Origin of the sequence: Erysipelothrix sp. HDW6C (assembly GCF_011299615.1) — a bacterium.
Lineage (GTDB): Bacteria > Bacillota_I > Bacilli_A > Erysipelotrichales > Erysipelotrichaceae > Erysipelothrix.
On the sequence record NZ_CP049861.1, the window covers coordinates 830122 to 855865 of the forward strand.

Sequence of the window (25744 nt, forward strand, 5' to 3'; positions counted from 1 at the left end):
ATTTTTATTAAGGAGGTTTTGATGTTAGAGGATATTCTGTCTCAATATGGTTTTGATGATGAAACTTTAATTCAGCGGTTTACGCAAGGTACACAATCGGAAGTCTACCACATCATATCTAAGCAGGGGGATGCAATATTGCGTCTTCTTAACAGTCGAAAGCTCATCGAAAACTATATTCAAATTTTCATAAATGATAAACATGCTGTTACTCCGAAGATAATTCAAACATCAAATGGGCAGCACTACGTGTGTATTACAGAAGATCGTTTCGCAATAGTTCAGGAGTTTTGTTTGGGTGATTACCCACAGAAAAATAATCCGGAAATATTAAGGCGTATCGCACGCACAGTGCAAGAACTTGAATTCGTTTTGTCGGCATCGGAATACACAACAACGCCCGATAAGTTTGATTTGTCATCACGATACCAATTACTTGGTTCATACCAACAAACGGTGTTTACTGAAAATGGAATCACCAAGGCATTTATTGATTCGTATAAAGGTGAAAAATTTGATGGCGATGACTACATACATGGCGATGCAGGTATATGGAATATGATCCAAAATGATGATAGGTTGAGAATCATTGATTTCTCAGAGTTGCGTGTGGGGTCATGTTATCTAGATCGGGCTGCAGGTTTTCATTCTGCACTTGAATTTGGAACACTTGACACGCATGCGTTTCGTGAACTCTATACGGGTTACAGTGAAATGTTTGAATCATTTGATAAGGAGTTGTTCAACGGTTTTCTTGAATTGTGGGAGTTGCGCGGTATTGTTGCGCTTGTTTCAGATCGGACAGATATTCCGGATTCTACAATCAAGATGTTAATTCAAAACTTTGTGCGTCTGCGTGAACTTCTCAATGATTTGTGAGACTTCTGAAATAAGGAAGTCTTTTTTTATAGGGTGCTATATTGACGTTTCTCTATATGCTTTGTATAATGATATAGATAGTTATCTATATAGAGGAGAAATGTATGTACGCAAACGCAGATTATGTATTAATGTTTAAAGCATTGGCCGATGAAACACGACTTAATATTATGCTTATGCTTCAAGAGGAAAGTCTTTGTGCTTGTCATATTCTTGAGAGATTTGCAATTACACAGCCAACACTTTCGTATCACATGAAGATATTGGTTGAGAGTGGACTTGTATCGGGTGCTAAAGAAGGAAACTGGATGCGTTATACAATCGATGCGGAAGCAATTCAAATGCTTCATGTATTGACGGGGCAACTTGTTGCTCCAGTAAGTAAGAAAGGCGATGCGTGTTCGGTGCGCAAGGACTTATAGTATGAAACCAAAAGTTGCCTTTATTTGTGTGCATAATTCGTGTCGAAGTCAAATGGCAGAAGCAATTTCAAAAGTCATCGCTAGTGATGTTTTTGAAGCATACTCCGCAGGGACTGCTTTAAAACCTGCGATAAACCCCAGTGCTGTGGCCGTGATTGCGGACAAGTATCAACTAGATATGAATAAGACACAATATTCCAAGTTGATTGAGACTCTTCCAGCTATTGATATCGTCATTACCATGGGATGTAATGTGTCATGCCCAACTTTAGCATGTCGACATCGCGAAGATTGGGGTCTTGAAGATCCAACAGGTCAAAGCTTGGATGCGTTTGAGGGTACTATGAATGAGATTGAAGCGAAAGTAAAAAATCTGATGCATCGAATCCAAAGACAAGAATTGTTATAGATTATGAGGAGTTTAAATGAAACAACATATTGATATGCTCCATGGAGACATTAAACCAACGCTAATTAAAATATCATTTCCGATAATTCTATCGAACTTTATTCAAACTGCGCTTGGGATGTTTGACATGATCTGGGTTGGAAGGCTTGGAAGTGGCGCAGTGAGTGCGGTAGGAACTGCGAGTTTCTATGTAAATTTAGCGACGGCAATCTCAACGATTATCACAATTGGGACCGGCGTTCGTGTTGCACAAATGCTGGGGAAAGGTGATAAAGAGAGTGCCCGTGTTTATAACAAAAATGGCCTTCTTGTCGGCGTGATACTAGGGCTTTTATTCAGCCTTGTCGTTGGTATATTCTCACCGCAACTATTGGCATACTTTGGAATAATAGATACATCGATCCTAACCATGGCGAAGGAGTATCTTGTGGTATCCCTTTTAGGAATTCCCCTTATGTTCTTAATATCTGTTTACACCACAATCTATACAAGTTATGGTGATACCAAAACAACATTTAAGGCCAATGCAATTGGGTTGGTGATAAACTTAATTCTTGATCCTGTATTCATTTTTGGATTGGGAATTATGCCGGCGCTTGGGGTTGTCGGAGCGGCATGGACGAATAATATTGCCCGAGTGATTACGCTGGTTCTTTTGATTGTTTATTCGAATGAAGAGATCAAACAGAGCCTTCATGCGCGATTTAACTTTAAGCGCACACTTGAAGTTTTTAAATTAGGGTTACCAATTACTGCACAGCGAGTGCTTTTTTCCTATATATCAATGGCAATGGCAAAAATCATTGTTCAATTTGGTGCAGAGGCAATTGCGGTACAGAAAATTGGTATTCAGATTGAGTCAATAAGCTATGTCACAGTTGGAGGTCTACAGGGGGCGATATCTGCCTTTGTAGGTCAAAACTTTGGCGCAGGAAAGCTCAGTAGAATTAAAGATGGATACCGACAATCGCTCCAACTTGTACTCATTTTCGGTATCGCTGTATCAGCACTCTTCATAATTTTTCCTAAGCAGATATTCAGTGTTTTTATCGCTGAACCGGAAATTATTAACGATGGTGTCGGATACATGCGTGCCATTGGGTTATCACAAGTCTTTATGTGCATTGAACTCTTAACAGTAGGAGCCTTCAATGGTATTGGGAAGACCTATATCCCACCAATTATTTCTGTTATCTTTACGATCATGCGCATCCCATTGGCACTGCTCTTGTCACAATCAATGGGGCTTATGGGCGTATGGTGGAGTATCAGTTTAACAAGTGTATTCAAAGGTGTCAGTTTGTTCTTGTGGTTCAATTACACAATGTCAGAGAAACGAGGAACTCAAAATGTCGCAGTATAATCTATTCAAAGGGATGTTTGGCATCGAAAAAGAGAATATTCGTGTTACGAATGATGGGGTAATATCTCAAAGCCAACATCCAAGCGTGTTTGGCGAACATAATCCCTATATCATGCGTGACTTCTCAGAAGCCCAACTTGAAATGGTAACGCCACCCGTTAAATCGATCACAGAGGCCTACCAGTTCTTGGGGAATATTCAAGATATCGTACTGCGCACACTTGAATCCGAATACCTATGGCCGCAAAGTAATCCTCCGATTCTTCCCAACGAAGCTGCGATTCCAATTGCTGAATATCGGGATACGAATAAAAAAGAATATCGAGACTATTTAAGCAAAAAGTATGGAAATAAACGTTCAGTAATTTCCGGTATTCATTTTAACGTGTCATTTGATGATACAGTATTACGCAAACTGTGGAAGCAGACTCATGAAGTGGACTTTGAAGACTTTAAAGATTCGCTATACTTAAAGGTCGCAAAGTACTTTCAATACTATCGATGGTTCTTTATTCACGTGATGGCAGCAAGTCCAGTGTTTCACGACAGTTTTGTTGAGAAATGTGTGCAAACTAGCCAACACAACAAGCAAGGAGACTGTTCCTATGAAGGGCTTGCTTCGTTGCGGAATAGTGTGTGCGGATATCGTAATGATGCGTTACTGTTGTTGGACTATAACTCTTTTGAAGGCTATAAAAATTCGATCGAGAGCCATATAGCGCAAGGCTCATTGAGTGGTGCATCGGAACTTTACGAGGCTGTACGCCTGAAGTCTAAAAACAACAATCACATTACCTATCTTGAATTACGATTTATTGATATTAATCCCCTGTTTTCGATTGGGGTAAATCAAAGTGATCTCGAACTCATTCACATGTTTATGGTATATTTTGCGATGCAACCTGATTTTGATTTTAATGATAAACTACAAGAAATTGCGGCAGTAAATCATGATATTGCCAGCAGAAATTTCGCAGATGATGAGATTATCGACTCTAATCAAGCTCTGCAAACCATTACGGATGCATCGCTTCAACTGCTGCGCTCGCTTGAAGAATACGTGAACTTAATTGAGAATGTGCCTTATGATTCGAATACAGTTTTAACGCAGACACGATTGCGCATTGAAACCTCTACTATGAGTTACAGTTCACAGATTCGTTCTGAAATCGCATCTCAAGATTACATATCGTTTCATATGGATATGGCGCGCAATTACACCCAAGAAAGTCTAGATAATCCCACACGCTTCTACGGTTATGAAATGTTGGAACTTTCGACACGAATCGTGTTGCAAGCAGCAATTCGTAAGGGTTACCACTTCGAAATCATGGACGCTGATGCGAATTTCATCCGCATTAAAGATGGTAATGCAAATGCCTGGGAATATATTAAAGAAGCTACAAAGACTCGATTGGATCCCTATAGTTCAGTTCTTGTTATGGAAAATAAAGCAGTGACCAAACGCGTGCTTGATGAAGATGGAATCCCTGTTCCACAAGGGTTTGTGGTTGCAAACAAGCGAGAAGGTTTGCAACTGTATCGTGAAGGTCTTTTGCCATCAGCACTCGTTGTGAAACCAAACAATACCAATTTTGGAGTTGGAATTACCATATTTCCACATACCTATACAGAGTTACAGTTTCAAACAGCCCTTGATCATGCTTTTGAAGCCGATTCAACGGTTTTACTGGAATCATTCATTTCTGGTGAAGAGTACCGTATTCTCATCATTGGGGGAAAAGTAGAAGGCATTCTTTATCGCAGACCTGCCAGTGTCGAAGGGGATGGCATTCACACGATCAAGGAACTGGTAGAAATTAAAAACAGGAATCCACTTCGTGGGTACCACTATACAAAACCCTTGGAGAAGATTCAAATTGATAATGTTGTTATTGATTTTCTTCGCCAAAACGATGCCAATGTTGATACCGTTCCACTTCAAGGAGAACGCATTTTCTTAAGAGAAAATTCAAACATTAGTACGGGTGGGGACAGTATTGATGTAACGGATAATGTTCATAGATCATACTTTCGGATTGCGGAACAAGCCGCACGGGCATTGGATGTTTCCATAACAGGTGTAGATATGATGATAGCGAATATTAGTGAACCCGCAAACGATACGAATCATGCAATCATTGAAATGAATTTTAATCCCGCAATTCATATTCATTGTTTTCCTTACAAAGGTAAAAACAGAAATATTGGCGATACAATTCTTAATGTACTCACTAAATAAATTCGTCATATTTCATGAGATAATTGTGGTATAGAAATTAATATTTAATCTTAACTGCTTTACTCATCACAATTTTGTGTAAAATTATTCTAAAACTCACAAAGATGACTCGTTTTTTGCGCAACTGCGCGTAAAATAATTGTAATTGCACTAAATGAGAATAATCGCTCTCGCTTATAGTCTATACTTAAACTATACAAGGAGAATCAGATGAAAAAAGAGATGAAAGTACTAATTTCCATCGTAGTATGCTTGGTTTTTGTAGTCGTCGGTTCGTTGTTCGTTAATAAGCGACGGGTAGTTTTTGATCGAAACGAGATAACTCATTTCAAATCCCCCCTGTTTGTGATGCCACTTAATCGAGTTCAATCCGGTATGGAATGGGACTATTCATACCGTGGACTGGGCTATAATGTTTTTGTAAAGAACAAGAGTGATAAGACGGGTAAAATTAACGAAAACCTAATGAGCTGTTTTGCACCGTGGGGCGTTACAGTAGACCATGAGAATATGGACAAGTACTGTTCTATCTCAGAGTAAAATTGGAAAAGCGATTTCTAGGAATCGCTTTTTTTGAACACCGTAATAGTGGTTATATCAATTGTGATAGATTCGTGAGTGTGTTAAAATTCGACTATAGTCTAGGAGGGGAAATATGACTAAGAAGAAGATAGTGAAGGCAGATACGCCTGAAACTGCTGAGAAAGCTGTTAAAGTATCGAAAGTGGTCGAAGATAATGTTGAAAAGACTACGGAAAGTGCCGCTGAAAAACCTGCAGCCAAAGTTTTCAAACCTACAGATGAAAATAAGAAAAAAGCAACTCAGTTTCGAATAATTGCCGGAATCTTATGGGCCATCGCGATTGGATTGGAAATCTTTGCAATTATGCAATTACGTAAAACTCCGATTAACTTGGGACTCATCATTGGTCTCTTAATCGTAGATGCAATTTTTGCAATTGGGGGATCGCTATTATGGAAACAAGCCAACCGTTTGGATCCAGCATCTGAGAAAGATAAAGTACGATTCTTCGTGCAAAATCAATTGGGATTCATTGTTGGGATTATTGCTTTCTTACCTTTAATCGTCTTGATGTTAACAAACAAAGATATGGATGGAAAACAAAAAGGAATTGCGACTACAGTAGCTGTTATTGCGCTGGCAATCGTAAGTGCATTTGGACTTGATTTCAACCCTGCATCCATCGAAAAGTATACTGAGGAAACAGCGTTGGTAGAGTCACTTATGGGTGATGATGCTGTATTCTGGACAAAGTCGGGTCGTGTATACCATCTATTTGATGATTGTTATACAATTAATTCAGATCGTACCGATGAAATTATTACAGGAAAGGTTTCTCAAGCATACGAACTCCGTAACATTGAAGAAATTTGTAAAATCTGTCTCAAACGTGCACAAGCTGGTACAACAGCACATGTTGAAGATGGTGGTCACGACCATCATCACTAAAAGTATATGAAAAACTCGGTTCGTATGATCCGAGTTTTTTAATGCAAATTCTCGATGAGGGTTGTGAACCATTCGATATTTACCAAATGATGTGCGCGTGAATTCGCGAGCATCATCGTGAAATAGGATGGCTCTGCAGTCACTAAGCTCATTTCAAGAAGTTCAACTTTTGCTTGTGTTTGCTGAATTTGTAACTCAAGTAGCTCTAATAGTTCTTTTTTATCGTACATATCTGCGAAGAGAAGTGGCCCATACAGTGTAAGGTTTACATAATCTGTTATGGATCCATAATGCTTCATGAGTTCATTGAAAGTATTGATACCAGAGTCAGTGATTTTGTAGTGACGCGCATCATGACTGCTCACTTCACCTGTATCAACCTGGTTGATATGACCTTTTTCCTCAAGCTGTTGTACATTGTAGTAAAAAGATCCTTTTGTGACTTTCACAATGTATTTGTAATGACGCTCATCCATAAGTCGCAAAAGGTCATAGCCACTTGAATCGGGATTTTGGTAGATTAAGCCCAGAATCAACAATGGAATCATGACTTACCTGTAAGACTTTCTGTGAAAGTTTGGTAGTCGATTTTTCCTTTTGCAAGCTTTGTTGTAAGATCATGCATGGTTTCGTTAGGCGTTAGTGTCCGTGATTCGATGGCCATCACCATATCCATCTCGTTTTTGAGTGGCTCGTCCACATTCTTTTGTTCTTTGAATGCCGCATAATAACGAAGTCCGAATCTTCGCAGTGAAACTGCATCCATATGGATTCCGTCGGGGTTACTCGTTAAGAGTTGCGAACTTACTATATAGGTGTTGGTATGGTCGTTTGTATAGTGTCGAAGGACGTGGTTTATTTCCTTGTACTCACTGCTGTAGAGCCCAAATCCCGATTTACCAAGGAAGTCTCCCAGTTCGCCAATGATAAGGGGAACGGCATGGAGTTGGAGGGTATCTTTAAGTGTTCTCATGTTAACTGAGAGTTTATCGTAGTAACTTTGGTGTAATCCTGAATGACTGTCACTTTCACCTTGATGCCAAAGAATTCCGATAATTTCACTGGTCTCCATAGCGAAACGTGCCTCGCTGAGCGCATGGCGGAAAAGATGCCCATCGACATTCCAGTCTTCTAAAGAACTACCGCCCTCTGCACAAGGAATGAGCCCAATTTGTTCACCGGGGTTATCATGTGACCATGCATCTGCAAACGTTGCTGCAAGGCTAATACCTGCTACACTGCGATCGGGATTGATCGGTTCAGCCATCATTTGCCAGCGCCCATTGCGCAGCATAAATACGTGCTCGTTAATTAAGGGGGCGACATCGGCGATAAAACCGCGTCCAGCCATGTTTGATTGGCCAATCATTAAAATTGATTTCATACATATTTCCTCACATTCAAAAATAGTATAGTCTAATTAGACTATACTATCAAGTACAATAAATATTTTAGTCGTTGAATACTTCGATAACATAGTATTCGAAATCATAACCTTCAGAGTAATCGCCAATTGTGATTGTAAAATGGCCAGTTTGTGGGACTATTTTTTCGATATTGCGTGAAGGATCAGCACTCACCAAAACATCAAAAAGTTCCACATTTCCAGGAATTGTGTAATAAAATGCAGTAACATCTCCAACACTTGTGTAATTTGAAGTAATCTGTCTGCCTTCTTCATCCCAGCCAAGTTGCAGTGCGCGTTGGCGGTAATTGAATGATTTAACATGACTGTCTATCTCCAAAGTATAACGAGCGATATCAGGAATGTCTGTTTTTTCCCAATCAACAATATAAAATTGAACGAGACTAGCAACCGTTTCTGGGCTCACGTTAGCATTGTATTCAACAAAGATGCGCTCTTGGAGTACAACTGTAAAATCGGGTCGTTTGGGTTTTTGAGTGATGTACCAAGCCAGCGCAACCACAATAATTAATGTGCTTGAACTTAAGAAAATACAAAGTCGTTTATGTTTCATATGCATCCTCTATGCGATCATTAAAGCCAAACATTTCTATACTAAAAAAAACGATACAAGACCGTTTAATTCAATGTGATTGCATCGCTATTTTTCAAACGTTTTCCATAGTAAAGTGTCAGTAGCACAACGATAAATTGCAAGATTAAAAAGGGTCCAAAAGAGGAAGGGATAATTGGTAAAACCATCATATAGAGAAGGTATGTTGCACCAATTATGATGGCGAGTTCAATTAGAACAACACCTTTTTTCTTGTCCATCTTTAAGGGAATTTCCAAGAAAATAATTGCGACTGTCAAACCATAAAGGACACTTGCGAGAGTCATCAAGATTAGGACCCAAGAACCCATACCTAAGAGGGTGGTGTTTAAAAACCATTGTAAGGCGATAAATGTTAGTGTTATGAGAATAACACTGAAGTATTTCTTTTTCATACGGACCTCCGTTTTAAGAATTATACCATATTAGATTTTGTAAATATCGCAAAGTATGCTAATCTTGAACCATTAAATATGTCTAGGTGATGTGAGGTAAATTATGAAATACGATTATTTAGTTGTGGGAGCAGGTCCCTTTGGATCGATATTCGCATATGAAGCAACAAAACGCGGCAAGCGTGTTTTGGTTATCGATAAACGTGAACATGTTGGTGGAAATCTTTATTGTAAGCCCATTGCGGGTATTAATGTTCACTGGTATGGTGCGCATATCTTTCATACCAGCAACAAAAGCGTATGGGACTATGTAAATCAATTTGCGACGTTTAATCATTTTACAAATGCGCCACTCGCCAACTACAAGGGAACATTGCTTAACTTGCCTTTTAACATGAACACTTTCAATCGATTATGGGGTGTTAACACGCCTGAGCAAGCAAAACAGATAATTGCTGAACAACGTAAGAATTATGGTGTGTCAAATCCGAAAAACTTGGAAGAGCAGGCAATAAATTTAGTTGGCTTGGATATTTATGAAAAACTGATAAAGGGATATACGGAGAAACAATGGGGTAGACCGTGCACAGAATTGCCTGCTTTTATTATTAAGCGTCTACCGGTTCGGTATACCTTTGACAACAATTACTTCACGGACATTTACCAAGGGATTCCTGTCGGAGGATACAATGTCCTGTTTGATAAATGGTTGAAAGATATTGATGTTACATTAAATGCGGATTACTTTGAGAATCGGACGATGTATGAGGGGATGGCAGAGAAAATAATATTTACAGGAATGATCGACCAGTATTATGACTATGAATTTGGGGAATTAGAATATCGAAGCTTGCGATTTGAACATGAACTCTTGGAAAGTGACAATTACCAAGGCAATGCAGTGATAAACTACACGGATCGTGAAACAGAATTTACGCGAATCATAGAGCATAAGCACTTTGAGTTTGGACAGGCACCAAAAACTGTAATCACACGTGAATATCCCCAAGACTATACCAAGGATGTTGAACCCTACTATCCAATTAACGATGCGCTGAATAATGAAATCTATGAAAAATACCGCCAAAAAGCTGAAAAAGAGGCGCACGTAATTTTCGGAGGACGGTTGGGACAGTACCGTTATTTTGACATGCATCATATTATCGAAAATGTCTTAAAGCTTGTTGACACTGAATTTGACAATCAATAGGTCCTTTTCTATAATGAAAAAAAGCAGTGAAAGCAGGAGTCGTAATGAAATTACTTAGTATTGTGGTACCGTGTTATAACTCGCAAGAATACATGAGTGTGAGTATTGATTCACTCTTAATGGGTGATGATCGGATAGAAATAATTATTGTGAACGATGGTTCAACGGATGATACTGCAAGGATTGCGGATGCATATCACCATCGTTTTCCCGAGATGATTCGTGTCATTCACAAAGAAAACGGGGGACATGGATCCGCGATTGATGCTGGTCTGGCAGTGGCACAAGGGTTGTACTTCAAAGTTTTAGATAGCGACGATTGGTTAAATCAATCTGCACTCGAGAAAATATTAAACTATATCGAGCATAACCAGACTGTTGATTTAATAGTGGCAAACTATCGGTATGAAAAAAAAGGTGCCCGTCACAAAAAGATAATGCATTATCGCCGTTCTATTCCCCAAGAAACGATTGTTGGTTGGGATGCGATACACTTTCCGCTTGGTACCTACTTTATGATGCACTCCATGATTCATCGAACAGAGATTCTTCGCACAACAAAACTGGCGTTACCTGAACATACATTCTACGTTGATAATCTTTTTGTCTTTCGCTCGTTGATGCATGTTCAGACAATTGTATACTTCGATGAAATTCTTTATCACTATTTTATTGGAAGAGATGACCAATCCGTAAATGAACAAGTCATGATACGGCGCATTGATCAACAACTGCGAGTTAATCACCTCATGATTGCATACTATGTTGAAAATAGTCAGCGTGATTTCGCTGTAGATAATTATCTTTTCCACCACTTAGAAATTATCATGGCAATTTCATCAACAATGCTACGAATTGAAAACACACCAGAGAGTGAGCTGAAGCGTGCAGCACTTTGGCAGACAGTGCAAAAGAGCGACCCGCAATTGTATTCTCGTCTCACACATCGTTTGATGGGATGGAATCTTTCAAAAAAAGACGGCTTCAGTCGCCGTCTTGGAATTGTGGTCTATCGTATTACGCAGAAACTGTTTGGATTTAACTGATCGATTGTTTCGCAAAGAGTACTTTAAGCTTGAACCAACCGTCATCATCGTTGATGCTGAGGTTCCCATGATATTTCTCAACAATGTAAGACATGCTTTTAATACCGTATCCATGGTATTGCGTGTCTTTTTTTGTGGTTCGCGGAAAACCGTCTTCATATTCAAGCGTACCAGAATAGGGGTTTTCGAGGGATATAATTACAAAATCATCTTTTGCGAAAATGCGTAAATTAATGACGCGTTGGTTACCTTCAAGTTTGGACACAGATTCAAACGCGTTGTCCAGCGCGTTTCCGAGAATGCTGTAGATATCAAGTGCATCCATAAAGTTTAACTGATTTCCATCGGTCATACATGTGAATGAGATATTGTTCTGTAAACACATGAGGTTTTTCTGCGTGAGCACAGTGTCAAGAATTGGGTTTCCTGAAGCGATGGTTGCATCGTACTGTTTGATTAATTCCTCAATATCCGTTAGAACACGATTTTTAATCGTTGCATCAATGGGTTCCATGTTAAGTAGTTGGAGTTGATGTTTTAAATCATGTACTTTTTGATCGATCATACTGTTGTTTTGCCGATACTCATTGTATTGACGATATTGGTAGTAAAGCGCATTGTTAATGGCGCCTATTTCTTCTTGTAAGTTTGACTCCCGTCGTTGGCTCTCTTGAATGTAAAGAATCGCCAACCCTAGGACATCAATCATTGTCCGGAAAATGAAAACTGCAGATGTGTCACCCAGGGGATAGGCGGTGGTTGATAATAGAAATCCTAGGTTACTCATCATAAAGATGATGGTACATGTGAGTAGCGTTATCAGTAAACTTCGTGATTGAACGGACGTATAGTCTTGTTTTGATCGCAGTGTCACAAAAAAGTAGACGGCTGCAGACACAGTGTTAATGATGAATGCAGTGATGAGAATGAGCGGTGTAATCGTTTGGTGTGCAGATGCGAAGAAGTAAAGGCTCAAGAGCCATGCGAATGAAGCTGAGAATTCAGCAAAGATAAATGCTTTCATTGTGTTGTAAATAATTACCGTTCGATTGGCGCTGACACAAAAATTGATGGTCAGGTACATCCACAAAATATTTAGAATCATACCAAGAATCCAAAAAGACAGTGGCCATGATTCGACAGTATGTTGTAGTACGATTTGTCCCATTGCAAACCCTAAAAATTTCAAATGCCAATAGGGTTGCTTCTTTGTAAAACTTAAAATAATGATTAGGCATGCCATGGACTCAGCTAGGGCGGTCAAGAAACGTGGGATATTCATAAAAAGTTCCATTAGCGTCCTCCTAAGTGTTCGGTCAGTGCATTCATAAAGTCCTTCTTACGAGGTCGACTAATGCGTAGCGCATACTTACCTACAAACGCAGTATCATCTTTAATCGAGGATACATGGTTGAGATTCACAAGGTAATGATTGTTGCAGCGATAAAATGCATAGGGTGCAAGTTGTTCTTCGATGGCTTTGAGTGTCTCAATGGAGATAACGGATTTACCATCGGTATGGTAGTGAACATAATGCCCTTGGCTCTCAATGAAGTAGATATCATCAAGGCGCAGTTTCGTAATTTCATTTTTATATTTTACCGTTATTGTGGGTGCGTTGTCTGTTTGTGAATAGCGTTTTAAAAATTTATTAAAATGATTCTCAAACTTAAAAGGGTTGATTGGCTTAAGAATGAAGTCAAATGCTTCAACACTGTAACCTTCGACAGCATATTGAACAAAATTTGTGACAAATACAATCGGTGCATCAGATGGGAAACTCCGTATTGCTTGGGCGGTTTGCATGCCGTTAAGCTCTGGCATTTCAACGTCCAGATAAATGAGGTCAAAATTATTTTGGAATTGGTCAATAAAGGATTGTCCGTTGCTAAAGCAAGAAATTTCGATTTCGAGTGCTGCCTTTTGGCTTGCCTCTTGGATAACATCGTGAAGTTGTTGTTGCATTAATTCGTTGTCTTCGACGATTGCAATTTTCATGGTTCCACCACCTTGTGCCTTAATAGTAACTGAATCATGGCAATTAGGCAAAAATAAATTACAGATTATGTCACAATGTTGACAGGTTGTGTGATTCTGTTTGATTCCGCTTACAAGGCATTATAAACTAGACTTAGATAAGGCTAGGAGTTATGACGATGGATATCAAACAAACAATAAAAAAAATGACACTTTTACAAAAAGCATCCCTTATGTCAGGGCAAACCCAATTTGACTCAAGAGCAATTGCGAGTTTAGACATACCCAGCATAAGCTATGCTGATGGACCGCATGGCGTGCGTAAACAACTGGGTTCAGCAGACCACTTGGGACTGAATGAAAGTGCGAAAGCAACGTGCTTCCCTACGTCGGCGACAACTGCGAATTCGTGGGATGTTGCGCTTGGCGAACGCGTGGGTCGCGCTCTTGGCGAAGAATCACTGTATCATAATGTCGATGCACTACTTGGTCCCGGACTGAACATCAAACGCAATCCGAAATGTGGTCGCAACTTTGAGTATTTTAGTGAAGACCCCTATCTCTCAGGTAAGATGGCTGCCGCATATATTCGTGGTATCCAGGCAAATGGAACCATTGCAACACCGAAACATCTTGCCGTAAACAGCCAAGAGTACAAACGAATGACTTCAGATTCCATTGTTGATATGCGTACGTATCGTGAGATTTATACGACAGCATTCGAAATAGCTGTAAAAGAAGGTGGCGCAAAGTCAATCATGACATCTTATAATCTCATCAACGGCATTTATGCAAATGAATCAGAACAGTTGTTGCGGTCGATTCTCGTTGATGAATGGGGCTTTGAAGGATTTGTTGTCTCGGACTGGGGTGGGAGCAACGATCATGTATTGGGTGTAAAAAATGGAAGTCATGCTGAAATGCCGGGTACAGGAATCAATGGACCAATTGAACTTGTTGAAGCGGTCCAAGCAGGACATCTCAGAGAGGAAATTCTCGATCAAAGGGTTGAAGAGTTCCTGCGCATTGTTATGACTTCAAATGCAAACAAGCCCCAAAATGTAATTGATGAAAATGAACATCATGAGATTGCACGTGAAGCAGCATTAAAAAGTGCGGTCCTATTAAAAAACGAACACAATATCCTGCCTTTAAGCGCAAACACAAAGGTTGCGATTGTAGGTGACTTTGCATATACACCACGATATCAAGGTGCGGGCTCATCGGTTATTAACCCAACCCAGCTTGAATCAATCCAATCAGTTTATAAAAACTATCCCATCAATGTTGTGGGAATGGCACAAGGCTTCGAACGCTGTAAGCCTTTGGACGTAAAGACTCTACCGACGACCAATGCAGCAATCAAAGATGCAGATGTTGTAATCCTGTTTCTTGGTCTTGACGAAATCAGTGAAAGTGAGGGGATGGATCGCGCATCCATTCAATTACCACAGGCACAACGCGAACTGCTCAAATATGTTAAGGATCAGAAAAAACAAACAATTGTCGTTTTGTCCTCAGGATCGGTTGTTGATATGTCATGGGATGTGAATGCGGATGCAATCCTTCACAGTTATCTATCGGGCCAAGCAGGTGCTGGTGCAACTTTGGAATTATTAACAGGGGCAGTGAGCCCAAGTGGAAAACTTGCAGAAAGCTATCCTGTAAGTTATGACGATGTTCCTTTTGGAGAAGATTTTCCAGCAATGGGAACGTATGCGTACCATCGTGAAGGTATTTTTGTTGGCTATCGTTATTATGAAACACAAAATGTAGCGGTCAAGTATCCCTTTGGATTCGGTTTGAGTTATACACAATTTGAATACAGCAATATCAAAGTAGAATCCAATAATGTATCAGTTGATGTTCGCAATACAGGATCTGTCTTAGGTTCAGAAATCGTACAAATGTATGTGGGTAAAAAAGATTCATTGATTCCACGTCCTGCTAAGGAATTAAAAGCATTTGCGAAAATTACATTGGAACCCAGTGAAACACAAACTGTATTATTAAATTTTGATGACAAATCATTCCGTCATTACAGTGGTATTAACATGCGTTGGGAAGTTGAAGGCGGTGTGTATCAAATTATGGTGGGCCGTGATGTACAGTCCATTGAAGGGTGTGTTGACGTTACGGTCGAACCCACAAATTTCAATGCGGATACATTAGATCCATTTTATCCAGAATATTTCCTTGGAAATGTTCGTGCAAGTTCTATGAAAGATTTTGGTCGTCTGCTTGGCTACGATGCGCCTCGAGAATCGGGGAAAAGAAATGTTATCGAGAAGAACAGTACAATTATGGACCTTAATGATGCAAAGAATCCCCTTGCGCGATTCGTAAGTTACTGCTTTAGAAAACTCATTACACGCAATGAACGCAAAGAAAAACCAGACCTGAATCTTCTGTTTATGTTCAATATGCCGTTTAGAGCGATTGGAAAAATGACGAATGGTCTGGTGGATAATGCCATGATTGATGGATTACTCACAATTTGCAATGGGCATTTCTTCAAAGGTTCGTCTCAATTCATAAAGGCCTGGAATGCGAATCGAAAACGTCGTAAAGATCCGCAATGGGAGATTCACTAATGTACAAAATTAAAGAAGTTATCGCATCATTCAAAGCAAAGAATCCCAATATCTATGAATTCATTATGTTCAATATCATGAGCAATGTCGCAACAATCGTAAACTTTATTGTGTTATGGATTGGGAACGCCGTTCTTTTTAAAGCCTTGGCAGATAGACCCTTTAAATGGTTCATCTTCGATTATCCTGTTAAGGTTGGGGGACTTGCAGGAATACTGAGTTTCTTACTGGCATATGTTTGTGCTCAGATTGTAAACTTCATTGTTCAACGTAAAGTAGTATTTAGCGCAAATGTTTCGATTAAAAAAGTCTTGCCATGGTATATCTTGACTGTTACTGTAGCAGGATTGATATCCGTATGGTTGCCACCTTATGTGATAACGCTCATCCAACCGTATGTTGGATCGTGGGCACCTACAATTTCGAACATGGTGAATATTATGGTGCAAGTACTGATTAACTATCCGATGATGAAGTTCAAAATAATGAAACAAGACTGAGCGTTAAACGCTTTCAATCTATGCGTTTATATGAACAGGTTATGCACTATTCAGTGAAATGATTACGGTTACATACTATAATCGGTGTATCAAAAGATTTACAAATGGAGGAAGAGAAATGAAGAATTTTGATTGGAAGAAAAATGGTATCAAAATTGGCTTCGGCGCAATTATGGCTATTGGAATTATTATCATGGGTTTTGCAACATTTGATAATAGTTTCTATGGAATCAATGTCGTTCGTTCGCTAAATATCTTGAAATGGGTCACAACTGGATTGTTAGTCATTGCGCTCGCATATTCGATTTATCGTATTGTGACACTGAAGAAAACACGCAAGGTACTCTACTCGTTGGTCGTGGTATTGTTGGTTGCTTTGGTTGCAGCAAACTTCATCCTACCATCTTATGGTATCGCAGCAAACCGTTTTGTTGGTGTTGGGAATTATGATAAAGAACTTGCCCAACAATACAAAGAAGAAGGGCGTGCACTGACTGAAAAAATTCAAGACGAAGGAATCGTCATGCTTGAGAATAAAAACAACACGTTGCCACTTCAAGCTGAAAAAATTAATGTATTTGGATATGTCTCAAACTCCGTGATTTACGGTGGTACAGGGTCGGGTGGTGGAAAGCCTGACAACAACGTCACACTACGTCAAGGTCTTGAGAATGCGGGATTCCAACTCAATGATGAACTCACAACATTCTATGAGGACCGATTTGTTCCGCGCGAAAAAGTTGATATTCATAAACTCGTCGGAGGTGACTACAACGTTCACGAACCTGCGTTGAGTGAATATACAGATGAAATGATTGCAAACGCAAAAGCACACAGTAATACAGCGGTTGTTATGTTTGGTCGTAATGCTGGAGAAGGTGCTGATATGGCAGCGGATATGGCGAATTACGAAGGTGGAACAGCCGGTGATCACTATCTTAAATTAACTGCAAATGAGAAAGACTTGTTGGGTATGTTGGAAAAAGAGTTTGAGAATGTTGTTGTACTTCTTAATGCTCCAAACCAACTTGAACTTGGCTTCCTTGAAAATGAGGGTGTGGATGCTGCTCTATGGCTTGGCTATCCTGGATCAACAGGTTTCAACGCTGTTGGTAATGTCTTGTCTGGTAAAGTGAATCCTTCAGGACGCCTGGTAGATACATATGCTTATGATTTAAAAACAGCGCCATCATTCTATAATACGGGTGAATTTGAGTATACAAATGCTGACTTAGTATTTGGAAAAGATACATGGCATCATAAATATATTAACTATGCGGAAGGAATCTACATGGGATATATGTTCTATGAAACACGTTTTGTAGATAATGCAACGGGACTGGTTGATGAAGCAGCGTACAATGCTACGGTTCAGTATCCGTTTGGATATGGATTATCCTACTCACAATTTGAACAAAAAATATCAAATTATGCAGTTGCTGACGGTAAAGTTAGCATGGAAGTAACGGTAACAAATACTGGAACTTCAGCAGGGAAAGATGTCGTTCAGTTGTACTATACTGCGCCTTATACACTTGGTGGAATTGAGAAATCGCATGTTGTCTTGGGTGATTTTGGAAAAACAGCAATCCTTGAACCAGGACAAAGTGAAAAAGTAAACGTAACGTTTGATGTCGAAGACATGGCAAGCTATGACTATGGCAAAGAAAAAGCATACGTACTTGAGAGTGGAAACTACGAAATCAAATTAATGAAGAATGCTCACGAAGTGATTGACGCACGCACATATACTGTTGATGCACCCATTGTTTATGGTGAAGGAAACAAACGTGCTTCAGATGATGTCACTGCAATCAACCAATTTGATGATATTCATGGTGATGATGTAGTCTATCTATCCCGAGCAGATTGGGAAGGAACATTCCCGAAAGGAATGGCACAACCTAAAGAAGCATCGGCAGCACTTATCGAAGAACTTAACAGTGAAAACTATGTCGTTGACGAGAATGCTGAACCAATCGTATTTGCAAAAAATGGACTTACATTGAAAGACATGAAGGGTCTTGATTATGATGATCCACAATGGGAAAAACTGTTGGAGCAACTTTCAATCGATGAAATGCGTGAACTTATCACATCCGGTGGATTCCAAACTGCAGCCATCCATTCAATCAAAAAACCAGCAACCATTGATACGGATGGGCCAACAGGTGTCAACGATATCTTTGCAGGGCTTGCTGGAAATCAATATACAAGTGAAGTAACACTTGCTTCAACATGGAATCGTGATCTAGCATATGACATGGGTGTTGCCGTTGCGAATGAGGCTATCTCAATGCATATGACAGGACTTTATATGCCAGGCGTTAACTTACACCGTTCAACATTGGGTGGACGTAACTTTGAGTACTATTCAGAAGATCCATTTATTTCGGGAATCATGGGTGGATCAACAGCACAAGGTGTTGCTGATCAAGGTGCTTATGTATATATTAAGCATTATGCAATGTATGATATGGAAACGAAACGTTACGAGTATCCAACCGGAGCTGTTGTTTGGGCAAACGAACAAACAATGCGTGAAGTCTATCTTAAGGCGTTTGAAGTTGCCATTAAGAACTATGATGTAACTGGTGTTATGTCATCGTACAACCGTCTTGGCGGAACCTGGGTTGGATCATCACAAGCACTTATGCAAACAGTATTACGTGATGAATGGGGCTTTAGAGGTGTAGTTATCAGTGACTTCTATAAACCACAATACATGGACGTTGATGCAGGACTTGCCGGTGGAAATGACTTGATTCTGTATCCGGTTGTAACACCATTATCGGATGATACCTTGAAGACAAATTGGGGTCATCAAAATATGCGACGCGCAAGTCACAACATTCTTTATGCAATTGGTAATAGTGGTGCTTATGAAAATGCACACCGTCAATTACCGCAATGGATGTTCCTCTTTGCAGCACTCGACTTTGTTGGAATTGGACTGATTACATTCGGATTAATTAAGACAACCAACAGCAAAAAAATCAAAAAAGAAACAATAAAATAACAGTGAGCAGGTTCAGATACAACAGTCTGAACCTGCTTTTGTCTCTATTGGCAATATGATATAGTAATAGAGAAATGGAGGCTATTATGTTCCAATTATACTTGAGCAATCTTCTTCGCTAATACATATGAAGGAGGACAATACATGAAATTTGTCGAAAATAATACAATTGAATATTCGCAGTTAATGAATTTGTATAAATCTGTAGCGTGGACGGGTTACACCGATTTCCCAAACAAGATGCAGACAATGCTCACGAAGTCATTGTGGTGGTGCGCCTGTTGGGACGGTGAAACACTCATCGGACTGATTCGTGTTGTTGGTGATGGGGTATCCATTGTTTATGTTCAGGATATTTTGGTGGATCCACGATACCAACGCCTTGGTATTGGTGGCAAACTCATGGATAAGATGATGGCGACTTTTACGGCAGTGCGACAAATCGTGTTAATTACAGATAATAAGGAAGAAACACGACGCTTTTACGAATCTGTCGGCATGCGGTCGCTTGAGAAAACACATGGGTGTGGATATATTCGTTATAATTTTGAATGCTAGATGTTTAATAAAGCTGAATCCACAATGTGGGTTTGGCTTTTTTGTGAGGATATTTCTGATAAAACGGGTTGCATTGAGAAAAGGTTAGGTGTATACTAGTATTAAATTAGGCAAGCCTAATAATCATAAAATACAGATTGGTAATACAACAATACGATTGGAGAGAAGGAACAATGAAAAAAGTACTGATACTATTACTTACATCCTTATTAATACTGACAGGATGTACGAATCGAAAAATCGACAATCCGGATGGAAAACTTGTCGTCATTGCCACAACGACAATGGTTACAGATCTTGTAAAAACAATTGGTGGTGACCGAGTGATTGTTGAAGGAATGATGGTTGCCGGCGTAGATCCTCATCTCTATAAAGCAAAACCAAGCGATGTACAAGCGGTCCAAGATGCTGATGTTGTTGCATTCAGTGGGGTTCACTTGGAAGCGAAATTGGATGATGTGCTTACAGGCCTTGAGAAAACAGGCCGAAACATTATTAAGTTAGAAGATGGTTTAGACCCAAGTGATATCATTGAAGATGAAACGCAAGGGGGTCATGATCCACATATATGGTTTGACATTAATCTTTGGAAGAAATCGGCACAACATGTTGCAAATGAGTTGGGTAAGATTGATCCTGAGAACAATGACTATTATCAAGAGAATGCAAAACAGTATATCTCCGAACTGCATGACCTTGAAGTATATATTCAAAATAGAATCAATGAAATACCTGAAGAACAGCGTGTCTTGGTTACCGCACATGATGCTTTCGCTTACTTTGGTCGATACTTTGGAGTGCATGTAGAAGCAATTCAAGGAATATCGACGCAATCGGAAGCAGGAATTGCCGATATTAATCATGTCTCAGATTTGATCGTAAATCGAAAAATTAAAGCAATTTATACGGAATCAAGTGTTCCAAAGAAAACAATTGAAGCTTTGCAAGCGGCAGTTAAGGATCGCGGATTTGAAGTTGAAATCGGTGGTGAAATCTATTCCGATTCACTCAAGGAAAATACAAGTTACATTGAGACTTATAAACTCAATGTCGATACAATTGTGGATAGTCTAAAATAAAGGGAAGGGAAAAAGTATGTCAGAGAAAAAATATGCAATTGAAGTTGAAGATTTAACCGTTACATATGATGTAAAACCCGTGCTTTGGGATTGTGACGTGAAATTTGAAACTGGAAAATTAACAGCAATCGTGGGGCCGAATGGTGCAGGTAAGTCGACCATGATCAAAGCGATTATGGGGCTTCTTAAACCAATTTCGGGAAAAATCACAATTAATGGAAATAGCAAACACGAAGATTATAAGAATATTGCCTATGTTCCTCAAAGTGGCAGTGTTGACTGGGATTTCCCAGCAACCGTTGAAGACATTGTTCTCATGGGACGTTATGGTCATATAGGATGGATCAAACGACCCGGAAAAGAAGATCGTCGCATTGCCGATGAAATGCTTGAACGTGTTGGTATGGGTGCCTATCGTGATCGCCAAATCAGTCAATTATCAGGAGGGCAACAACAACGTGTATTCTTAGCGCGTGCACTTACCCAACAAGCTGATATCTATATCCTTGATGAGCCTTTGAAAGGCGTCGATGTTAAGACTGAAGAAATCTTGATGACACTTTTAAAAGAACTGGCTGCTGCGGGTAAGACTGTGATAGTTGTTCACCATGACCTAACCAGCATTGAAGGATATTTTGACAACATTGCTTTGGTCAACATTAAACTTGTTGCATGGGGAAGTGTGAAAGATACGTTTACACAAGAAAACCTGAAACTTACCTACCATACAGATGTAGGAGGGATTACAAAATCATGATGCAAACAATTATTGATTTGTTTGGAAACTATACATTTCAAATTGTTGCACTTGGTTCAATTGCCTTGGGTGTACTCACAGGTGTTACGGGTACATTTGCAGTCCTTAGAAAACAAAGTCTCTTGGGAGATAGTATTGCCCACTCTGCTTTAGCAGGGATTACAATGGCATTCATTCTAACCAATACCAAAAATACTGAGGTACTTCTAATTGGTGCTTTGGTTGCGGGACTTCTTGCAACATATATTATTAATATGGTTTCCAAAAATACACGAATTAACTTTGAAAGTGCAATGGCACTTGTAATGTCAGTGTTCTTTGGGATTGGGTTTATTTTATTGACTCAAATTCAAAAATCACCAGACTCGCAACAAGCGGGATTGGAACGATTCTTGTTTGGTCAAGCAGCTACAATTCTTGAACGGGATGTCTACTTTGTAGTCGGCGTCACTGTGATTGTTTTGGTACTAATGCTGCTCTTGTGGAAAGAAATTAAAGTGTTCTCATTCGATCCAGTCTACGCACATTCAATTGGGCTTTCAACAAACTTTCTAAACGTTGTACTGTCAGGTTTCATTGTGGCTGCCATTATCATGGGAATTCAGATGGTTGGGGTTGTCTTGATGTCTGCACTCATTATAGCGCCAGCTGTAGCTGCCCGTCAGTGGACGAAGTCTCTTGCTGGGATGACAATCCTTGCCGGTTTCATTGGAGCGCTGAGTGGACTGGGTGGGACGATTGTAAGTACAGTTGTTGATAAATTTCCAACCGGTCCTGCGATTGTTGTGATTGCAAGTATCGTTGTTATCCTAAGCCTTCTACTTGCGCCAGGTCGGGGAATTATTAACAAACTCATCCGTCAGCATGGTGCGAAACAAGCATTCGAAGCTGATATGGCGATTATAAATCTTTTAACACATCAGCTTTTGGATATTGATGCAGAATTCAGTAAAGATCAACTTCAAGATGCATGCATTATTGATCATCATCGTGAAGGAAAATCGTTTGACCGACTTTTCAATAACTTAACCAAACGTCGCATGGTTGAACGCGTTGACGATTCCAACCGTTTCCGTCTAACCAATGTTGCGAAACTTGAATACGAACAGAATCGAGGTGATCACATATGAGCTCAACACAAGTTGAAATAATCTTAATTGCATCCGTTGTAGCACTCTCGTGCTCTTTGCTTGGCGTGTTTTTGGTACTAAAAAAGATGGCCATGATGAGTGATGCGATCACCCATACAATCTTACTTGGAATTGTCATCGGTTTCTTTATAACACATGACTTTAACTCACCGTTGTTGATCATCGGTGCAGCGATAACAGGTGTTCTGACTGTCTACCTAATTGAAATGCTCCAACGGACGCGGCTTCTCTCAGAAGAATCCTCGATTGGTGTTGTGTTTCCCTTATTATTCAGTATCGCGATAATCTTGATTACACGTTATGCGGGTTCTGTCCATCTTGATACCGATGCTGTACTCCTTGGTGAAATATCCTTTGCACCCTTTGATCGAATGATGATCTTTGGGCTCGATATTCCCAAGAGTCTATTTACAGGTATTGTTATATTGGGTGTGGACGCCTTATTTGTGTTGATATTCTTTAAAGAATTAAAACTTACAAGTTTTGATCCATTGCTAGCAGCCACTTTAGGATTTGCTCCTGTGTTGTTGCATTATGCATTAATGACGCTTATATCCGTCACTGCAGTTGGGGCGTTCAATGCCGTTGGTTCAGTACTGGTTATTGCATTTATGATTGGACCACCAATCACTGCATTCCTCCTAACGCATGATTTAAAGAAGTTAATTGGAATCAGTTCATTGTTTGCTGTATTTAATGCAGTAGTAGGGTACTTCTTCGCAATGTACTTTGATGTTTCGATTGCCGGAAGTATGGCACTCATTACAGGATTATCATTCGGAGTCGTATTCTTATTTTCGCCACGCGAAGGATTGCTTTCAACCAAAGTGCGACGCAAACATCAAAAAAGGGAATTTGCAGAACTTACGGTTCTCTTCCATTTATTCAACCATGAAGCAAGTGAAGATGAAGCTGAAGAAGCAGGTGTTTGGAGCATTTATGAACATCTAAATTGGTCTCAAGCAAAGATTCAAAAAATTATCGAAGCGTTGGAGTCAAAACGTCTCATTCTCATTGATCGTGATGTTATCAAACTAACGGAACTGGGTCGAGAAATGAGCATTGACTACGCAAATTCAATTTTCGACCGTTAAAAAGGAGCATGTCTCCTTTTTTTTTGATGCAGTAAATATCACAGTTAACTGTAAGCACTGATTTGGTGAGGTATGATATAATTTAATGAGAAAGAGAGACGGAGGATAAACAATGTACCATATTAAGAAAGATGCGTTCCCCAGTGATTTTTTATGGGGGTCAGCGTCAGCAGCATATCAAATTGAAGGCGCCTATAATGAAGATGGTAAAGGACCATCCGTTTGGGATACGTTTACCCACATTGATGGCAATACATTCAAAGGCAGCAATGGTGATGTTGCTGTAGATCATTACCATCGTTATCGCGAAGATGTCGCACTTATGAAGGAAATGGGATTGAAGGCGTATCGCTTTTCTGTAGCATGGTCTCGTGTTTTGCCCGACGGCCGTGGTATGGTAAATGAAAAAGGTTTGCAATTTTATGAGAACCTCATCGATGAACTGATTAAGAATGACATTGAACCCGTTGTTACTCTGTACCATTGGGATATTCCCCAAGCACTACAAGATGCATATTCGGGATGGGAATCGCGAGACATCATTGAAGATTTTACCAATTATGCAAAGATTCTCTTTGAGCGATTTGGGAATCGTGTTAAATATTGGGTATCGGTTAATGAACAAAACGTCTTTGTTATGAATGGGTATTTGACGGCATTGCACCCCCCAGGATTGCGTGATCCCAAACGCGCATTGCATGTAAATCACATTGTGAATCTTGCCAACGCCTCGGTAATTAAGGCGTATCATGATATGGGTTATTCGGGTTGATTGGACCAAGTTTTGCATATACACCTTCTTATGCGTTGGATGCACGTCCTGAGTCGGTTCTTGCCAATGAAAACATGAGTGCATTGACTGCAGACTTTTGGATGGATGTTTACGCATGGGGAACGTATCCAAAGCAAGTTATGAAGCAATTGACCACTCTTGGCTTGGGTTTTGAAGTTTCGGAAAGTGATGCGATTCTTTTAAAACAAGGAACTCCAGATTTTATGGGAATGAATTACTATCAATCAGTGACGGTAACCGACATGCGACCAGAAGAAGTCATCGAGAAGAAATCCGCTAATTTTACAGGAAAAAAAGGAACTTCAGGTTCAAGTGGTTTTCCAGGTATCTTTAAAACAGTTGCGAATGACCATTTGGAAACAACCAATTGGGATTGGACAATCGATCCTCAAGGCCTGCGAGTTGCGTTGCGACGGGTTGAAAGTCGTTATCGCTTGCCTATTCTCATCACTGAAAATGGTTTGGGAGAATACGATACACTCGAAGCGAACCATGAAATACATGATGATTACCGCATTGATTATCTCAAGAAACATATCCAAGCTATTCAAGATGCAATCACTGATGGGGTCAGTATCATTGGCTACAGTACATGGAGTTTCACAGACTTGTTAAGTTGGTTAAATGGTTATCAAAAGCGTTATGGTTTTGTTTATGTTGATCGGGATGAACGTGACGAAAAACAACTCAAGCGTTTTAAGAAAGATAGCTTTTATTGGTATCAAGAAGTTATAGCGTCAAATGGTGAAAAACTATAATTAAAAGAG

Annotated in this window: 23 protein-coding genes and 1 pseudogene; 18 read left to right on the forward strand and 6 right to left on the reverse strand. The window is 39.7% G+C overall.

Going from position 1 to position 25744, the window contains the following annotated elements; all coding sequences use genetic code 11:
* Positions 1-21: 21 nt before the first annotated feature.
* From G7062_RS03655 to G7062_RS03685, 7 genes are all read left to right on the forward strand, one after another.
* A complete protein-coding gene (locus G7062_RS03655) occupies positions 22-879 on the forward strand; it encodes a hypothetical protein (RefSeq protein WP_166064569.1) in 858 nt (285 codons plus the stop codon).
* Positions 880-983: 104 nt separating this feature from the next.
* On the forward strand, positions 984-1301 hold the full coding sequence (locus G7062_RS03660) for a metalloregulator ArsR/SmtB family transcription factor (protein ID WP_166064570.1): 318 nt from the start codon (positions 984-986) through the stop codon (positions 1299-1301).
* 1 nt (position 1302) lies between these two features.
* On the forward strand, positions 1303-1710 hold the full coding sequence (locus tag G7062_RS03665) for an arsenate reductase ArsC (protein ID WP_166064571.1): 408 nt from the start codon (positions 1303-1305) through the stop codon (positions 1708-1710).
* Positions 1711-1726: 16 nt separating this feature from the next.
* The gene (locus tag G7062_RS03670) at positions 1727-3073 is read left to right on the forward strand and encodes an MATE family efflux transporter (protein WP_166064572.1); all 1347 of its coding nucleotides are present in this window, start codon (positions 1727-1729) and stop codon (positions 3071-3073) included.
* On the forward strand, positions 3060-5315 hold the full coding sequence (gene gshAB / locus G7062_RS03675) for a bifunctional glutamate--cysteine ligase GshA/glutathione synthetase GshB (protein ID WP_166064573.1): 2256 nt from the start codon (positions 3060-3062) through the stop codon (positions 5313-5315). Before G7062_RS03670 ends, gshAB begins: the two co-directional genes overlap by 14 nt.
* Before the next feature lie 210 nt (positions 5316-5525).
* A complete protein-coding gene (locus G7062_RS03680; protein ID WP_166064574.1) occupies positions 5526-5855 on the forward strand; it encodes a hypothetical protein in 330 nt (109 codons plus the stop codon).
* 115 nt (positions 5856-5970) lie between these two features.
* A complete protein-coding gene (locus tag G7062_RS03685) occupies positions 5971-6786 on the forward strand; it encodes a hypothetical protein (protein ID WP_166064575.1) in 816 nt (271 codons plus the stop codon).
* Positions 6787-6824: 38 nt separating this feature from the next.
* Here the strand turns inward: G7062_RS03685 and G7062_RS03690 are convergent, their stop codons facing one another.
* The 4 genes from G7062_RS03690 to G7062_RS03705 form a co-directional block, all read right to left on the reverse strand.
* Positions 6825-7334, reverse strand: a complete 510-nt coding sequence (locus tag G7062_RS03690; RefSeq protein WP_166064576.1) for a PadR family transcriptional regulator — start codon at positions 7332-7334, stop codon at positions 6825-6827.
* Complete coding sequence (locus G7062_RS03695) at positions 7331-8170, reverse strand: sialate O-acetylesterase (RefSeq protein WP_166064577.1); 840 nt, start codon at positions 8168-8170, stop codon at positions 7331-7333. Before G7062_RS03695 ends, G7062_RS03690 begins: the two co-directional genes overlap by 4 nt.
* A 67-nt stretch (positions 8171-8237) precedes the next feature.
* Positions 8238-8765 carry a hypothetical protein gene (locus tag G7062_RS03700; protein ID WP_166064578.1) on the reverse strand — a complete coding sequence of 176 codons (528 nt, stop codon included), beginning with the start codon at positions 8763-8765 and terminating at the stop codon, positions 8238-8240.
* A 65-nt stretch (positions 8766-8830) separates the two neighbouring features.
* Positions 8831-9199 (reverse strand): hypothetical protein, encoded by a 369-nt coding sequence (locus tag G7062_RS03705; RefSeq protein WP_166064579.1) that lies wholly within the window; start codon positions 9197-9199, stop codon positions 8831-8833.
* A 103-nt stretch (positions 9200-9302) separates the two neighbouring features.
* Here G7062_RS03705 and glf point away from each other — a divergent pair, with 103 nt between their 5' ends.
* Positions 9303-10409 carry a UDP-galactopyranose mutase gene (glf, locus tag G7062_RS03710; protein WP_166064580.1) on the forward strand — a complete coding sequence of 369 codons (1107 nt, stop codon included), beginning with the start codon at positions 9303-9305 and terminating at the stop codon, positions 10407-10409.
* 44 nt (positions 10410-10453) lie between these two features.
* A complete protein-coding gene (locus G7062_RS03715) occupies positions 10454-11455 on the forward strand; it encodes a glycosyltransferase family 2 protein (RefSeq protein ID WP_166064581.1) in 1002 nt (333 codons plus the stop codon).
* On the opposite strand, the gene G7062_RS03720 is transcribed toward G7062_RS03715, so the two are convergent.
* Both G7062_RS03720 and G7062_RS03725 read right to left on the reverse strand, forming a co-directional pair.
* The gene (locus G7062_RS03720) at positions 11448-12749 is read right to left on the reverse strand and encodes a sensor histidine kinase (protein WP_166064582.1); all 1302 of its coding nucleotides are present in this window, start codon (positions 12747-12749) and stop codon (positions 11448-11450) included. The two genes, G7062_RS03715 and G7062_RS03720, sit on opposite strands and share 8 nt — an antisense overlap.
* Complete coding sequence (locus G7062_RS03725; RefSeq protein WP_166064583.1) at positions 12749-13453, reverse strand: LytTR family DNA-binding domain-containing protein; 705 nt, start codon at positions 13451-13453, stop codon at positions 12749-12751. Before G7062_RS03725 ends, G7062_RS03720 begins: the two co-directional genes overlap by 1 nt.
* A gap of 158 nt (positions 13454-13611) precedes the next feature.
* Between G7062_RS03725 and G7062_RS03730 the strand changes: the two genes are divergently transcribed.
* From G7062_RS03730 to G7062_RS03770, 9 genes and pseudogenes are all read left to right on the forward strand, one after another.
* Positions 13612-16026 (forward strand): glycoside hydrolase family 3 C-terminal domain-containing protein, encoded by a 2415-nt coding sequence (locus G7062_RS03730; protein ID WP_166064584.1) that lies wholly within the window; start codon positions 13612-13614, stop codon positions 16024-16026.
* A complete protein-coding gene (locus tag G7062_RS03735; RefSeq protein ID WP_205700148.1) occupies positions 16026-16526 on the forward strand; it encodes a GtrA family protein in 501 nt (166 codons plus the stop codon). The genes G7062_RS03730 and G7062_RS03735 overlap by 1 nt, the downstream gene beginning before the upstream one ends.
* 118 nt (positions 16527-16644) lie before the next feature.
* Positions 16645-19545: a glycoside hydrolase family 3 C-terminal domain-containing protein gene (locus tag G7062_RS03740; protein WP_166064586.1), complete on the forward strand. Its 2901-nt coding sequence runs from the start codon at positions 16645-16647 to the stop codon at positions 19543-19545.
* A gap of 144 nt (positions 19546-19689) precedes the next feature.
* On the forward strand, positions 19690-20103 hold the full coding sequence (locus G7062_RS03745; RefSeq protein ID WP_166064587.1) for a GNAT family N-acetyltransferase: 414 nt from the start codon (positions 19690-19692) through the stop codon (positions 20101-20103).
* A gap of 173 nt (positions 20104-20276) precedes the next feature.
* Positions 20277-21182, forward strand: a complete 906-nt coding sequence (locus tag G7062_RS03750) for a metal ABC transporter solute-binding protein, Zn/Mn family (protein WP_166064588.1) — start codon at positions 20277-20279, stop codon at positions 21180-21182.
* A 16-nt stretch (positions 21183-21198) separates the two neighbouring features.
* Entirely contained in the window at positions 21199-21939 is a 741-nt protein-coding gene (locus G7062_RS03755; RefSeq protein ID WP_166064589.1) for a metal ABC transporter ATP-binding protein, read from the forward strand.
* Positions 21936-23069 (forward strand): metal ABC transporter permease, encoded by a 1134-nt coding sequence (locus tag G7062_RS03760; protein WP_166064590.1) that lies wholly within the window; start codon positions 21936-21938, stop codon positions 23067-23069. Before G7062_RS03755 ends, G7062_RS03760 begins: the two co-directional genes overlap by 4 nt.
* Positions 23066-24184, forward strand: a complete 1119-nt coding sequence (locus G7062_RS03765) for a metal ABC transporter permease (RefSeq protein WP_166064591.1) — start codon at positions 23066-23068, stop codon at positions 24182-24184. Before G7062_RS03760 ends, G7062_RS03765 begins: the two co-directional genes overlap by 4 nt.
* A 112-nt stretch (positions 24185-24296) precedes the next feature.
* Positions 24297-25735 (forward strand): annotated as a pseudogene (locus G7062_RS03770) (glycoside hydrolase family 1 protein).
* The last annotated feature ends 9 nt before the right edge of the window (positions 25736-25744 follow it).

Excerpts from the sequence above, each read along its gene's own strand:
- G7062_RS03755 (WP_166064589.1), top strand. The coding sequence starts at position 21,199 with ATGTCAGAGAAAAAATATGCAATTGAAGTTGAAGATTTAACCGTTACA.
- G7062_RS03765 (WP_166064591.1), top strand. The coding sequence starts at position 23,066 with ATGAGCTCAACACAAGTTGAAATAATCTTAATTGCATCCGTTGTAGCA.
- G7062_RS03715 (WP_166064581.1), top strand. The coding sequence starts at position 10,454 with ATGAAATTACTTAGTATTGTGGTACCGTGTTATAACTCGCAAGAATAC.
- G7062_RS03660 (WP_166064570.1), top strand. The coding sequence starts at position 984 with ATGTACGCAAACGCAGATTATGTATTAATGTTTAAAGCATTGGCCGAT.
- G7062_RS03665 (WP_166064571.1), top strand. The coding sequence starts at position 1,303 with ATGAAACCAAAAGTTGCCTTTATTTGTGTGCATAATTCGTGTCGAAGT.
- G7062_RS03720 (WP_166064582.1), bottom strand. The coding sequence starts at position 12,749 with ATGGAACTTTTTATGAATATCCCACGTTTCTTGACCGCCCTAGCTGAG.
- G7062_RS03705 (WP_166064579.1), bottom strand. The coding sequence starts at position 9,199 with ATGAAAAAGAAATACTTCAGTGTTATTCTCATAACACTAACATTTATC.
- G7062_RS03690 (WP_166064576.1), bottom strand. The coding sequence starts at position 7,334 with ATGATTCCATTGTTGATTCTGGGCTTAATCTACCAAAATCCCGATTCA.
- G7062_RS03685 (WP_166064575.1), top strand. The coding sequence starts at position 5,971 with ATGACTAAGAAGAAGATAGTGAAGGCAGATACGCCTGAAACTGCTGAG.
- G7062_RS03700 (WP_166064578.1), bottom strand. The coding sequence starts at position 8,765 with ATGAAACATAAACGACTTTGTATTTTCTTAAGTTCAAGCACATTAATT.
- G7062_RS03730 (WP_166064584.1), top strand. The coding sequence starts at position 13,612 with ATGGATATCAAACAAACAATAAAAAAAATGACACTTTTACAAAAAGCA.
- G7062_RS03670 (WP_166064572.1), top strand. The coding sequence starts at position 1,727 with ATGAAACAACATATTGATATGCTCCATGGAGACATTAAACCAACGCTA.
- G7062_RS03760 (WP_166064590.1), top strand. The coding sequence starts at position 21,936 with ATGATGCAAACAATTATTGATTTGTTTGGAAACTATACATTTCAAATT.
- G7062_RS03695 (WP_166064577.1), bottom strand. The coding sequence starts at position 8,170 with ATGAAATCAATTTTAATGATTGGCCAATCAAACATGGCTGGACGCGGT.
- G7062_RS03655 (WP_166064569.1), top strand. The coding sequence starts at position 22 with ATGTTAGAGGATATTCTGTCTCAATATGGTTTTGATGATGAAACTTTA.
- gshAB (WP_166064573.1), top strand. The coding sequence starts at position 3,060 with ATGTCGCAGTATAATCTATTCAAAGGGATGTTTGGCATCGAAAAAGAG.
- G7062_RS03735 (WP_205700148.1), top strand. The coding sequence starts at position 16,026 with ATGTACAAAATTAAAGAAGTTATCGCATCATTCAAAGCAAAGAATCCC.
- G7062_RS03725 (WP_166064583.1), bottom strand. The coding sequence starts at position 13,453 with ATGAAAATTGCAATCGTCGAAGACAACGAATTAATGCAACAACAACTT.
- G7062_RS03680 (WP_166064574.1), top strand. The coding sequence starts at position 5,526 with ATGAAAAAAGAGATGAAAGTACTAATTTCCATCGTAGTATGCTTGGTT.
- G7062_RS03745 (WP_166064587.1), top strand. The coding sequence starts at position 19,690 with ATGAAATTTGTCGAAAATAATACAATTGAATATTCGCAGTTAATGAAT.
- G7062_RS03750 (WP_166064588.1), top strand. The coding sequence starts at position 20,277 with ATGAAAAAAGTACTGATACTATTACTTACATCCTTATTAATACTGACA.
- G7062_RS03740 (WP_166064586.1), top strand. The coding sequence starts at position 16,645 with ATGAAGAATTTTGATTGGAAGAAAAATGGTATCAAAATTGGCTTCGGC.
- glf (WP_166064580.1), top strand. The coding sequence starts at position 9,303 with ATGAAATACGATTATTTAGTTGTGGGAGCAGGTCCCTTTGGATCGATA.